Below are 13,610 nucleotides of genomic sequence, written 5' to 3' on the forward strand. Positions count from 1 at the left end.
AGGATGAAAAATTCCTTACATCCGATGAATTACGCTAGGAATACAATTATGTCATATACCTATCTCACAGCCCAGCAACTGGCTGAAAAAATCCAGTACGACGCTCGTACCATTCGCAACCAGCTGAAAGACAGTGTCTTCATTGAAGGTGTTCACTACATCCGTCCTTTTGGTGGCCGCAAAATTCTTTTTGTTTGGGAACGTATTGAAACTGAAATGCTTAAATTCACTGGTTTAAGCATGGATGCCTTGCAATAAGGCTTAGGAGGTTTAACTGATGGCTACCATCCGGGAACGAAGTGGCAAACTGATTGCCGACTTTCGCTACATGGGCATTCGTTGCAGAGAAACAACCAATCTTGAAGACAATGCCTATAACCGTCGCATTTTGAAAAAACGTCTCGAACAGCTTGAGGCAGAAATCACACTGGGCACTTTTGAATACGAAAAGTACTTTCCAAAAAGTAAACGTGTCGATGATTTTAAGGAAAAAAGAAGTCAGCAAATCGCTGTACAAACTAAGGTTCCTCTTTTTAAAGAGTTTACTGAAGTGTGGTTTAAACAAAAACAAGTTGAATGGAGAACTTCTTATCAACAAAAGGTTTCAATTATTATTAAAAATTATTTGATTCCTGCTTTTGGTAATCAGGTTCTCTCGAAAATCAAGAAGTCAGACTTGCTGAACTTCCGTGCTTCCCTCGCCAAAGTGACACACGGAAAAGATCAAACAAGTCTGAAAGCATCGCGGATTAATCAAATCATGACGCCTTTACGTATGATACTCAATGATGCGGCTGAACGATACGAGTTTGAGTCGCCTTATAAAAATATTAACAATCTGAAGGAAAGCAAGATTGAAGTCACACCTTTTTCTCTGGAAGAGGTGCATAAAATTCTTACCACGGTGCGTGAAGACTTCCGCCCCTATTACACCATTCGCTTTTTTACGGGTATGCGTACCAGTGAAATCGATGGTCTGCAATGGAAAAATATCGACTTACAGCGTCGTGAAATCCATATCAGAGAAGCGTTAGTGAATGGTGTTCTTGGTGGAACCAAAACTTATGGCTCTGACCGCACGATCCAGATGAATGACCGGGTTTACCAAGCTTTTCTGCAACAGAAAAGCTTAAATAATGGTAAATCAGAGTTTGTATTCTGTAATCGTGACGGTGGACCTCTCGATTATCGTCTGGTGAATAAACGTGTCTGGCATCCGATCTTGCGCTTTCTAGGATTAAAGACTAGAAGAGCCTACCAAACACGTCATACAGCAGCAACGCTCTGGCTGTCGGCAGGAGAGAATCCGGAATGGATCGCACGTCAATTGGGACATTCAACGACTGAAATGCTATTCCGGGTCTATAGCCGTTACATCCCCAATGTTACCCGTCGTGATGGCAGTGCATTTGAAGCCATGTTGGAGCGACTAAATACAGAGGAGCTTGCACATGAATAGTAAAGCTTTCTTTGGTGGTGTGGTCGTCAGTCCTGAAGCAGATATGGTGGCTCGTGAATTAATCCATGAGCTACACATTCCCAAACTGCACAATCTGGCGTTTTTGTTGGAGATCAACAAATGCTTCGATGATCACCAGGCGTTAAGACTGTGGCTACAGCGAATGCTGGATGAAGGGCAAGCCCATTACGATGACTTGGCTCAACAGGCTCGCCTCCGGTTAATGAGCTTAGCTCCCTGATCAAATAAATATACAAGGTCATCTGATTGATGACCTTAGCCCTCTATACCTATAAAAAAGGTGAACACATGCATAAACATATTTCAATTTGGATGCCACTCTATATCGGCGACTTACAGGCGAAATTTGCACGAATGACAGCAGAACAAATTGGTGCGGCACTGCTGTTAATGATGGATTTCTGGAAAAATGGTGCTATTCCTCACGACCTAGCTACGGTATGTAGCATCACAAAATTATCGCAACATACCAAGGCTAAAACTTTGTTGAATACGCTAATAGCCCTGGAATTGTTTGAAATCGAATCTGAGCAAATTCATTCAAGTTTTTTAACCAGTTTAAAAAGCCAGGCATTGCAAAATCAGCAAATGAAATCTGATAAAGCTAAAAATGCAGCTCAAGCACGTTGGGGAAAATCCGCAAGTAATGCTCAAGCATCAGCTAAGCAACGAAAAGTAAATGCTCAAGCAGCTCCTGAGAAGAGCCCGAGTATTACTCAAGTCATGCTTGAACCATGCCCTTCATCTTCATCTTCATCTTCATCTTCATCTTCATCTTCATCTTCATCTTCATCTTCAAATTTTGAAGAAAAAAATGAGAGTTTTTTAGAAAATTCAAAATGGATTTAGGAGAATGATCATGAATACCATGCTTAAAACGCTCCAGTTTCACGTAGAAACAACAGAAACACTCTGCCCTACCCATCATATGCCCCTGATGGAAATTGCCGGCCACAGGCTCTGTAAATTGTGTGCAAAAGAAAACGTCCATCACTCACATGCAGCCTATGCAGATGAACTGCAACAGCGATTGCTACAACAGAAAATCAAAAACTCAGGGCTCAATAAACGCTACCTGGATCGTGGCTTCAAGAATTATGTAGTTGCATGTCCTGCACAAGACAATGCCATCAAGCTATGCCAGGCTTTTGCACAGCAGATTATTTCTGACCACAACCCGAACATGTTGATGATTGGTACACCAGGTACAGGCAAAACCCATCTGAGTGCATCAATTATTCGCAACATTCTACATAACAGTACAAAATCTGCACGCTACTATACCAGTGCAGAAATTGCTCAAAAAATGATGGACACCTGGTCAGATGCTTCACGCTCTGAAAAGGAAGTTATCGAGCATTTCTCCGGTTTTGATTTATTGGTGATTGATGAATATGGCTTGCATGACCGGCATGAGAAACGCCTAGAAATGGTGCATAAGGTCTTATATAGCCGTTACGACAACATGAAGTCCACGCTGCTAATTTCCAATTTCACACTTCAGAATATACAGCGGGATTTAGGTGTCCGATTATGGTCACGGTTGCATGAAAACAATTTAATTGTAGTGCCGTGTTATTGGGAGGATCAGCGGTTCAATAACATTTATTAAATATCTGAGGCGGTTCAAATGAACCGCCTCTTTATAAACCACTTAAACGTCAAATATTTAACTCCTTTATTAGGAGAGTAGGCGGTAATCTATAAGTGAATGCTGTGTTTCACTTGGTTTAAATTTTGATAAGCTACCTATCGCGTCATTAAACTGAAAAAAGTCTAGCTGAGTACCAATTTCTTTATTGAATAGTACGTATATCTGTCAATATATGTACTACCCTTTCACACATAATGAAGGGTTGTTTAACAACTAAATTATGAGAAAAAATGAATATGAAATCTTTAAATAAAATCTGGTGGTGTTTCAAAAAGTATGCTGAAACAAAGCAGGTTGAATTTTGATAAAATAGAGAAATGCGAATAACTCTAGAAATCAAATGTCCAACCTGCCTCAGTGACAGTATAAAGAAAAATGGCATCAAAGTAGATGGGAAACAAAACTATCAGTGCAAAGACTGTAAACGTCAGTTTATTGGTGACCATGCTCTGAGCTATCTAGGATGTAATTCAGGCATTACTCGAAAAATATTACAGTTGATGGTCAGAGGTAGTGGTATACGAGATATCGCTGAAGTTGAGCGAATCAGTATCGGTAAAGTTTTACGTACTTTAACCGAATCGACCTACCAAATTCAGCCTAAACAAAGTCATTATGAGTCTCTTGAAGTTGATGAGTTTTGGACTTTCGTGGGAAATAAAAATAATAAACAATGGCTTATTTACGCCTACCATCGAGAAACAGGTGAGATTGTTGCTTATGTTTGGGGTAAAAGAGACTTAGCTACAGTTCAACGATTGAAGACAAAGCTTAAACAATTAGGTATTCACTACACCCGAATTGCAAGTGATCATTGGGACAGTTTCATCACTGCTTTTAAAAACTGCAAGCAAAGTATTGGTAAATTTTTTACTGTAGGTATTGAAGGTAATAATTGCAAAATAAGGCATCGAATTAGGCGCGGTTTTAGAAGGAGTTGTAATTTTTCAAAAAAGATTGAAAACCATTTTAAAGCTTTCGACTTAACCTTTTTTTACATCAATAATGGCTTCATTTAATGTCAGCATACTTTTTGAAACACCACCTAAAATCTTGCTTGCATGTATTCTAGTATCTCCAGTTACAGCTGTCTTTGCATATGATGCTCAAGAGGTGATTAACAGAGGGCATATGGAAACACAGCGTTTGATGGAACGACAAACGCAGGATGCACAGCGAGTTCAGACGATTCAGGCTCAACGTGGCTATGAAAATCAGATGCGCGAAAGGGAAAATAAACGCCAAATGGAAAAATCAAGACAAGAGGCTATCAACCGCAAGCCAGTCACGGAAGCAGAAATGAAAAAAGGCTTAAAAGATCTTGGTGACTTGATTACTTCGGATCAAGCAAAAGATGTAATGACTTATATGAATAATCTAAAACCAGATCCTTATGGTAATACCCCCATTTTTAATTGAGTTAATGAGTAGAAAAACCGAAGCCTTTATCATTGTTTAAATTTAGGTGGTTTACCATCAACTGACATATGAGGTCGTTGATGATTATAAAAGTGTTGCCATGCTGTTGTATAGTCTTGAACATCTTCAAGTTCTCGAAATAAATATTGATTTAAACATTCATAACGTACTGTCCGATTGAAGCGTTCTACATACGCATTTTGTTGTGGATTGCCAGGCTGGGTAAATACATGCTCAATTTCATGCTGCTTACACCATGCCTCCATTAAATCACTGATGTACTCTGGTCCATTGTCACTTCGGATTCGTTTTGGTTTACCTCGCCATTCGATGAGTTGATCCAACCCTCGAAGTACTCGTTCGGCGGGTAAGGAGAAGTCAATCAAGATATCTAATGACTCACGGTTATAGTCATCAATGACGTTGTGCACACGGTAACTGCGGCCATCACTGAGTTGATCGTGCATAAAGTCCATTGACCATGATTCATTCTGCGCTTCTGGTACTGCAAGAGTTTCAGGCTTTATCCGTTTAATGCGTTTGTTGGGTTTAATCCGAAGGTTAAGCTCAAGCTCCTTATAAATGCGATAAATACGCTTGTGATTCCAAGGGTAGCCTTGGACATTACGCAGGTACAAAAAGCAAAGCTTAAATCCCCAAGTCTTATTCTCATTGGTGAGCTTAATCAGCCAATCTGCAATAACCATATTCTGCTCCTTCAATTGAGCTATATAGCGATAACAGGTTTGACTGACTTGGAATATGAGACAGGCCTTATTCACTGATATCTTATATTGCTCAACGGCTTGTTGAGCAAGTGACTTGCGTTGCGTTGGCCTTATAACTTTTTTGACAGTGCATCCTGAAGAATGTCTGCTTTAAGACGTTCATCCGCATACATGCGCTTTAGGCGGGCATTTTCTGTCTCTAGCTCTTTAAGTCGAGTCATCATGGAAAGATCCATGCCGCCATATTTGGACTTCCATTTGTAAAAAGTGGCAGAACTCATGCCATGTTCTCGGCATATAGTCAAATCATTATAAAACCAATACAATGGTGCAATGAGTTATTCAGAACATTTTAGACGTAAAATTTTAGCTAAGCTTGAGGAAGGTTATTCTATTCGAGCGGTAGCTGCACAATTTGAAATTAATAAAAATACCATTGTTGAATGGAAGAAACGTATAGAGATTAAAAAAACTCGTGTACGTAAACCTTCTAAAATTAACGATGATGCTTTACGTGAAGATGTTGAAAAGTATCCTGATGCTTATCAATATGAACGTGCTGCACGTTTTAATTGTGGTGTTTCATCTATTGGTGCTGCATTAAAGCGCTTAAATATTACAGTTAAAAAAAGACGTTAAGCCATCCTAAAGCAGATACAAAGCTTAGGGATAAATTTATTCTGCAAGTGAATGAATTAGAAAAAAACCATCCGATTATTTATCTGGATGAAAGTGGTTTTAAGTCACATGATTATAGACCTCATGGCTACTCACGAAAAGGAGTACCCTGTTTAGGGCAATATAATTGGCAATTAAAGAATCAGACCAATGCCATTGGAGCAATCCATGAGGGTAAGTTATTTTCAGTCGGTTTATTTGACTGCAAAATCAATTCAGATGTTTTTCATTTTTGGATTGAGCAATTCCTCATACCAGCATTACCAGAAAATAGTGTAGTGGTTATGGATAATGCAGCATTTCATAAAAGAGCAGATATTCAGGAGTTATTGGAACAACAAGGGCATAAAATTCTTTGGCTTCCTGCATACAGCCCTGATTTAAATCCTATAGAACACATGTGGGCATGGGTTAAACGTAAGCGTAAAGAATGGTTGATCGACTCAGTCGATGAGTTATTTCGAGTTTTTTTCGAATCTTGTATGAATAATAAAGTAGTTTGACTATAGATTAGGCACTGGAGTACCTGCTTCAGCTTGCTTCAAAATACTCATGATTAAGCTGTCCGAATATTTAGATGTTTTCATAGAAAATCTCCTTAGATCAAGGCTATTCGATTTTCTACTTTTAAGTTCAATTATTTTTAGGGAGCATTACCGACTCATCATCTTTTTTATAATAATTTTCATTGATATTTACCATTCAGTTTTGAATAGTAAATATCAATCAAGCTTGACTCAAAAAATACTTAGCTTATTTTTTTAGCTTCGATCTGATTCTGCACCAACGCTGTATGAATTAAAATTTTACGACGCTTATAACGATACGCTATAAATAATCCTCCAAACCAGATTGGAGAAACCAGAAGTGCAATCAAGGTGTCATGATCCAATGCGAGAATCACCACAGTAAATAACAAGAAAGCAAATGTAATCCAGGCCATCGGTACACCACCTGGCATTTTATAGGCAGACACAGCATGTACTTCAGGTGCTTGTTTACGGTAAGCGATATAAGACAAGATAATGAGTGCAAAAGTGAAAATACATAAAATGGACGTGAGTGCGGAAACAATGGTAAATGCCGTCATCACATCTGGAACAATAAATAAAATAGATGTCCCAATCACAACGCAAAACATTGAAAAGAACAAACTATTCAGTGGTACTTTGCTTTTAGACAATTTGCTGAAACTTTTTGGCGCATCCTTGTCGACTGACAAGCCATACAGCATACGGCTGGTTGCAAAAATACCACTATTAGCAGAAGACAATGCTGAGGTTGCTACCACAAAATTCACTACACCTGCGGCAACTGGCAAACCCACTAACGTAAACATTTCAACAAATGGACTTTTATCCGGTGAAACCTGTGACCATGAAGTAACTGCAATAATGCATAGTAAGGCACCGATATAGAACAATAAAATTCGGACAGGAATAGAGTTAATCGCACGTGGTAATGATTTATGGGGATCTTTGGTCTCTGCTGCTGTGGTTCCCACCAACTCAATCCCGACAAAGGCAAAGACTGCGATTTGGAAACCGGCTAAAAACCCCATAACACCATAGGGAAACATCGAACCCTTTTCAATTGCATGGCTTAAAGATGCCTGAACACCACTCGGTGATACAAAGCTAATCAAAATCAGGTATAAACCAACGCATAAGAATAAAACAATCGCAATAATCTTGATTAGGGCAAACCAGAACTCCATTTCACCAAAGATTCTTACTGCAACAAAATTCAGTAAGGTTAAGATGACCAAGGAGCCAAAAGCCGGAATCCAGACCGGTATGTCAGGGTACCAAAATTGGGTATACCCCCGATGACAATCACATCAACAATGGCGGTAATAATCCAGTTCAACCAATAGGACCAGCCGATGAAAAATCCAGCCCACGGTCCTAAATATACTGTGGCAAAATCTGCAAAGGTTTTGTAGTTGGTATTAGAAAGTAATAACTCTCCCATCGCTCGCATCACGAAAAAAAAGAAAAAACCAATAATGATATAAGTCAAAATAATGGAGGTACCTGAAACACTGAGTGTTTTTCCTGACCCCATAAATAAACCTGTACCAATTGCGCCACCAATCGCAATCATTTGAATATGCCGATTGGTTAAGGATCGCTGTAATTTTTCCTCATCTTGATCAGTCATATGCTGACTGCCAAGAAGTTCTCCTTTTAGAAATGGCTTACCTTCATTATTTGTCATAAATGACTACTCCAATTTATAACCTAAGTTATAAATAATCCTTGCCAATAATAAATTTTATTGAAAAATAAAAAGCAAAACTTATTCTCTATATTTGAGAGGCAAGATTAATCAAATTAAAATAAAGTCAATATATTTAAAATATTCAAAAATACAATTAACAAATATAATACAATGATTATCATGCCAACCTAGACCGATAATAAAATCAATCCAGATATATCGAAAATGTTATGCATTTATTATGCCAATAAAAATTATTCTCCATTTTTTAATAAGTCCATATGAATACTTATATACTAGAACAAAGTAATCAGGATATGATCCCAATAAATTCAATCTAAATAAGTAAAATAATAAGAATCAATATCCTATAAAATCATCATATAAAGTTCTAATTAATTATATAATAGACCTCTTGCGAAAGTATAGTTTTATCTATTTTTTGAATTGGCTAAAACCTCATAAAATATAGCTTTCGGCTACTTAAAATTTGACTAACGCAAGAAGTCTAATAATAAAGATATATCCTTATAATACCAATGAGGTATTAAGAAAATACCTCATTGGTATAATGAATTTCATCTATTAATAATCCTGCCCTAAGTCCCTTTTTTACCTCAGGATTTGGAAATAATATCCAGACCTTTTCCAGATTAACAACATAATTTCCACTATTCTGTTCGGCTATTATTTGTCCTTTGCTAAATAAAGTAAAATTCGGTGCTGTTTTGTCTACATTTAACTTAAAGTCATCATCTTTTTTAATAATGCTATCGATTACTTTAAAATATCGAATTTTATTTTTTAAATTATTATTATTTTCTTGAGCACAAATCAGTGCACGTAACATTAAATCGGTCGATTTAAAGTCAGATAAGTTATTTGTAGCAAATGGTTTGGCTTTGCCCAGTTCCAAAGTACAGCTATGTGCACCAAAATATTCACTGGTATAGCTAGAAAATGTTTTTCCTGCACTACTATGAAGCACGATTGCATCTAGCTTTGCGGCAGCCAAATTAGAAAATAATTCTGAATCATAGGCATGTTTTTGAAATGGAATCAGTGCAAAAGTACTCATGAGAGAGCTACGAATAGCGGTGTGCAAATCATAATGATAGAAAGATACGTCGTGCGGTTGCTGATGAAAGAATTTTTCAACTGACTGTTCGAGCTGTAACGCGCGCTTATTTTCCAGATCATCTACTGGAGATTTTAATTCAGCGCAAAACATGCGGTTTAAATCATTGTCTAGATAGCGCTGTCCCACACGCATGGCAGCAGGATGACCAAAAATAACCAGAACCTGTTCTTTTAATGCTAATTTTTCTTGAATTAAATCACTACATATTTGGTTTAATATTTCAATCGGTGCAGTTTCATTGCCATGAATTCCTGCTGAAAGAATAATGGCTTTTTTATGAGCCACTTTCGGTATGAATTGTAAAATACCTTCAGCAAGCCAATGCCATTCTAGAAATTTGTTATGTCCGCTTTTAATCTCAGGTTCAGAACCATCTAGGGTTAACTTTAAAAAATCTTCCATAAGTTACATACATCTCTCTAGTTAAAATTGAAATGAATAAATCGCTCCCAACTCCAGAATCTGACTTAACTCATCCAGCGCAATTTGACTTTCCAATATGAGTTGGGGGTCGATTAAATCTTGTGCTGACAATCGATCACGATAATGACGATCTACCCATTGGTTGAGGCTGTTGCATAAACTGTCAGTCAATAAAACCGGTTGATGCACAGCCGCCAGTTCATCTTGATTCATCGCAACACGTAGACGAAGGCAAGCAGGTCCGCCGCCATTACGCATACTTTCTCTTAAATGAAATACTTGAACATCATCGATCTGGCTGTCTTGTAATAAAGTCTGCTGTACATAATTCCAAACGGCCTGATTTTCACGAGCCTCTTCTGGAAGAATGATACTCATGCCCCCATCGGGACGACTCACAATCTGGCTATTAAATAAATAAGACTGCACAGCATCTTTGACACTGACACATTGATCTGGCACTTGAATCAGTTCAAGGCTCTGATTTTGATGTTGTAATTTTTCTGCCAATTCATTCAGCATTATTTTCTGATTTAAAAATGCTTTTTCATGCACCAGGAATACATTTTTATTATTTACAGAAATGACATCATTATGAAAAACACCCAAATCAATTACATCGGGGTTCTGTTGGAAAATAAGGTTTTTTCTGTATCGAGCTGATGCAAACGTGCAACAGCCTGGCATGCTTCTAAAGTTTGTCTTGCCGGATATTTACTGACACGGACCTGGTCTGTTTTGAAAAAATGCTGGCCATAAACAAAAACTTCAATCCCAGAATGAGCATAATCTTGAGCAAAACGTAAATGGTTAGCTGCACCTTCGTCACCAAATAGAGGGACACTTGGCAAAGCTTCATGATGGACAAAATATTGTTCATCTTGAAAAATACGTTTCAATATTCGTTGTGTTGTTAAATGTTCAATTGACCGATGATAATTCGAACACAAATTTGCACTCGTGAAATGAATTTTTTGGTCTGCTGTATCTGCCGATGGACTGACAGTCGCTGCATTGGCGGCCCACATCGGTGAGGCTGAATATAAAGCGGATAGAAGTTCAGGTGCTTGGCGATATGCCTGCTCAATTAAATGTTTATCTTGACCACCAAAGCCTAAACGGCGTAATTCTGAAAGCATTGGTCGTTCATGTGGCGGTAAAACAGCTTGTTTCAGCCCCATATCCGCCATTGCTTTCATTTTTTGTAAACCCTGCTTTGCAGCAAGCTTGGGATTTGAAATCAATTTTTGATTTTTGAATGAAGCTTCATTGCCAAAAGAAAGTCCCGCATAATGATGCGTAGGACCGACTAAACCATCAAAATTAACTTCAAATCCCAACATACACTTACTCCAAATTAGAAACTGATACCTGGTGATAATTTTTCTGGTAATTCAATGGTTTCAGTTTCTAAAGAAGCCATTGGCCATGCACAGTAATCTGCAGCATAGAACGCACTTGGACGATGGTTACCTGACGCCCCGATACCGCCGAAAGGTGCCGCACTGGATGCGCCGGTCAGAGGTTTATTCCAGTTGACAATACCTGCGCGTGCAGAGATCAGTAAACGTTCATACAATTCCCGATCTGGAGAAATCAAGCCAACGGCCAAACCAAAACGTGTCTGATTCGCAAGCTTTAATGCTTCGTCAAAATCCTGATAACGATAGATTTTTGTCAGTGGACCAAAATATTCTTCATCTGGAATATCCGTTACTTTGGAAACATCCAAAATCCCCGCACTGAGCAAGGTGCTATCTGCAGCCAGTAACTGCATTTCCGCCAGCGGGGTTGCACCCAAAGCAAGCAGTTTTTGCTGAGCTTCAAGTAATGACTGCGCTGCCTGAGATGAAATCACACCGCCCATAAACGGTTGATCATGATCATTCCATGCACCAATCTTGAGATTTTTCGCTACCTCAACAAAGCGTTGAATAAATTGATCGCCCACGGCACCTTGTTTAACAATAATGCGACGCGCACACGTACAACGTTGACCTGCAGACACAAATGCAGATTGAATCGCGAGATGAACTGCAGCATCAATATCGCTTACATCATCGACAATCAGGGCATTATTACCACCCATCTCCAAAGCCAGAATTTTTTCTGGCTGCCCTGCAATCAACTTGTGTAAGTGATAGCCGGTATTGGCACTGCCTGTAAACAGGATCCCATCGACATCTGTGGCACTGGCCAAAGCTTCGCCTGTGCTGCGTCCGCCTTGTAACAGATTGATCACACCGTTTGGCAGACCGGCTTTTTGCCATAACTTAAGGGTTTCTTCTGCGGTCCACGGCGTTAATTCGCTCGGCTTAAACAGAATGCAGTTGCCTGCCAGCAAGGCTGGAATAATATGACCATTGGGTAAATGACCAGGAAAATTATAAGGTCCAAAAACAGCAAGCACCCCATGCGGGCGATGGCGTAAAGTCGCTTTTCCGTCCGGCATGTCGGTTGAACTTTCACCGGTGCGTTGCTGATAGGCGCGAATTGAAATCGCGGCTTTGCCAATCATCGCCTGGACTTCAGTTAAGGTTTCCCACAACGGCTTGCTGGTTTCCTGGCTGATTACTTCTGCCAGATGCTGCTGGTTTTCTTTCAGCAAACGCGCAAACTCTTCTACAATTTGTATGCGCTGTTCAAGTGGAGTGACTGCCCATTGTGGAAATGCTTGACGTGCAGATTCACTCGCCAGTTGCACATCTTCAGCAGTCGCTTCTTGGCCTGCCCAAATTTGTGCCTTGCCCACTGGATTCGTTTTCACAAAGGGTTGACCTTGTGCCGCACGCCATTGACCTTGAATAAAAACCGAACCTAAAGACATGCTTTCTCTCCACTTACATTTACAGATAACAAGCGGACATGACCGCCATCTTGAACCTCTAACTGAGCAGCCTCACTTGCAGTGAGTTGCAATACTGCATTTTCAGGACAATGCGCCACTAGAATAGCTTTATAGTCATTGTAATCATCGTTGGCGACAATCATCGGACCGCTCGACAGTGCTGAAGATACCTGATCAACAATTTTGACCTGAACTGACTGGCTTTGCTTCATTGCTCTCAGGTTTTCAACATCGGCTTCCAGCGTTGCACCGCCATCAAAAATATCTACATAACCTTGATAACGTAAGCCTTCTTCGTACAGGAGTTTACTTGCAGGAACTGTATTTGGATGAACTTTACCGATCACCGCTTGTGCCTCTTCGGGCAACATATCAATATACAGTGGGTAACGTGGCATCAATTCGGCAATAAACGCTTTTTGCCCTGTGCCACTTAAGTAGTCGGCTTTATTAAATTCAATATTAAAGAACTTGTGACCGACCGCATCCCAAAATGGAGACTCGCCTTTTTCATCTGAAAAGCCGCGCATTTCTGCCACAATTTTCTTTTCAAACAAAGACTGAAATGCCGCAATAAACAAAAAGCGAATTTTAGACAAGAACTTACCATTCGAGTTTTTACGGTAATCCGGATCCAGAAACAACGTACATAATTCACTGCAATTGGTATGGTCATTACTTAAAAACAAAGTAGGCAAAGCCTTATATACACCTAAAGCACTTGAGGTATGTACTTGTGTTCCCACATGGAAGTTATACCAAGGCTCACTTAAACCCAAAGCCACTTCAATGCCGCACAAACCCACAACTTTATTTATCTGCGTATCTTCTAGTACAAATAAATAGACCTGGTCCGCTTTTTTAGTCAGACCCTGGACTGTATCGCAGGCACGCTGGATACGTGCCAACAGCTTTTCACGATGCGGCTGTAAAGACGTCAGACCAAAGCCGGCTTTTTCTGCCAACTGGTAAATGTCTTCTAGATCCCCAGGTTGAACATAGCGAATACGCATCAT

Annotated in this window: 12 protein-coding genes and 3 pseudogenes; 9 read left to right on the plus strand and 6 right to left on the minus strand. The window is 39.4% G+C overall.

Annotated elements, in window-relative coordinates; all coding sequences use genetic code 11:
• The first annotated feature begins 48 nt into the window (after window positions 1–48).
• The 7 genes from HGD77_RS14830 (at window position 49) to HGD77_RS14860 (ending at window position 4,553) form a co-directional block, all read left to right on the plus strand.
• On the plus strand, window positions 49–258 hold the full coding sequence (locus HGD77_RS14830; RefSeq protein ID WP_000122748.1) for a hypothetical protein: 210 nt from the start codon (window positions 49–51) through the stop codon (window positions 256–258).
• A 19-nt stretch (window positions 259–277) separates the two neighbouring features.
• On the plus strand, window positions 278–1,459 hold the full coding sequence (locus HGD77_RS14835; protein ID WP_168730934.1) for a site-specific integrase: 1,182 nt from the start codon (window positions 278–280) through the stop codon (window positions 1,457–1,459).
• Window positions 1,452–1,700 (plus strand): hypothetical protein, encoded by a 249-nt coding sequence (locus HGD77_RS14840; protein WP_004905625.1) that lies wholly within the window; start codon window positions 1,452–1,454, stop codon window positions 1,698–1,700. The genes HGD77_RS14835 and HGD77_RS14840 overlap by 8 nt, the downstream gene beginning before the upstream one ends.
• A 68-nt stretch (window positions 1,701–1,768) precedes the next feature.
• Window positions 1,769–2,329, plus strand: a complete 561-nt coding sequence (locus HGD77_RS14845; RefSeq protein WP_168730935.1) for a DUF1376 domain-containing protein — start codon at window positions 1,769–1,771, stop codon at window positions 2,327–2,329.
• A gap of 10 nt (window positions 2,330–2,339) precedes the next feature.
• Entirely contained in the window at window positions 2,340–3,092 is a 753-nt protein-coding gene (locus tag HGD77_RS14850) for an ATP-binding protein (RefSeq protein ID WP_085064707.1), read from the plus strand.
• Between the two features lie 359 nt (window positions 3,093–3,451).
• Window positions 3,452–4,153, plus strand: a complete 702-nt coding sequence (locus HGD77_RS14855; protein ID WP_001223318.1) for an IS1-like element ISPa14 family transposase — start codon at window positions 3,452–3,454, stop codon at window positions 4,151–4,153.
• Window positions 4,140–4,553, plus strand: coding sequence for a hypothetical protein (locus HGD77_RS14860; RefSeq protein ID WP_168730936.1), 414 nt, complete (start codon window positions 4,140–4,142; stop codon window positions 4,551–4,553). Before HGD77_RS14855 ends, HGD77_RS14860 begins: the two co-directional genes overlap by 14 nt.
• A gap of 29 nt (window positions 4,554–4,582) precedes the next feature.
• Here the strand turns inward: HGD77_RS14860 and HGD77_RS14865 are convergent.
• Window positions 4,583–5,580: pseudogene (locus HGD77_RS14865) on the minus strand (IS3 family transposase); the annotation flags it as partial.
• A gap of 34 nt (window positions 5,581–5,614) precedes the next feature.
• Here HGD77_RS14865 and HGD77_RS14870 point away from each other — a divergent pair.
• Both HGD77_RS14870 and HGD77_RS14875 read left to right on the plus strand, forming a co-directional pair.
• Entirely contained in the window at window positions 5,615–5,920 is a 306-nt protein-coding gene (locus HGD77_RS14870; protein ID WP_000122230.1) for an IS630 transposase-related protein, read from the plus strand.
• A 47-nt stretch (window positions 5,921–5,967) separates the two neighbouring features.
• Window positions 5,968–6,462, plus strand: a complete 495-nt coding sequence (locus tag HGD77_RS14875; protein ID WP_004781677.1) for an IS630 family transposase — start codon at window positions 5,968–5,970, stop codon at window positions 6,460–6,462.
• A 245-nt stretch (window positions 6,463–6,707) separates the two neighbouring features.
• Here HGD77_RS14875 and HGD77_RS14880 read toward each other — a convergent pair.
• From HGD77_RS14880 to astA, 5 genes and pseudogenes are all read right to left on the minus strand, one after another.
• Window positions 6,708–8,179: pseudogene (locus HGD77_RS14880) on the minus strand (amino acid permease).
• 550 nt (window positions 8,180–8,729) lie between these two features.
• Window positions 8,730–9,725 carry a succinylglutamate desuccinylase gene (astE, locus tag HGD77_RS14885; protein WP_085064710.1) on the minus strand — a complete coding sequence of 332 codons (996 nt, stop codon included), beginning with the start codon at window positions 9,723–9,725 and terminating at the stop codon, window positions 8,730–8,732.
• Window positions 9,726–9,746: 21 nt separating this feature from the next.
• Window positions 9,747–11,089 (minus strand): annotated as a pseudogene (gene astB / locus HGD77_RS14890) (N-succinylarginine dihydrolase).
• Window positions 11,090–11,103: 14 nt separating this feature from the next.
• Window positions 11,104–12,573: a succinylglutamate-semialdehyde dehydrogenase gene (gene astD / locus HGD77_RS14895; RefSeq protein ID WP_085064712.1), complete on the minus strand. Its 1,470-nt coding sequence runs from the start codon at window positions 12,571–12,573 to the stop codon at window positions 11,104–11,106.
• Window positions 12,564–13,610, minus strand: a complete 1,047-nt coding sequence (gene astA, locus HGD77_RS14900) for an arginine N-succinyltransferase (protein ID WP_086044925.1) — start codon at window positions 13,608–13,610, stop codon at window positions 12,564–12,566. Before astA ends, astD begins: the two co-directional genes overlap by 10 nt.

This window comes from Acinetobacter sp. NEB149 (assembly GCF_012516415.1).
Lineage (GTDB): Bacteria > Pseudomonadota > Gammaproteobacteria > Pseudomonadales > Moraxellaceae > Acinetobacter > Acinetobacter lwoffii_V.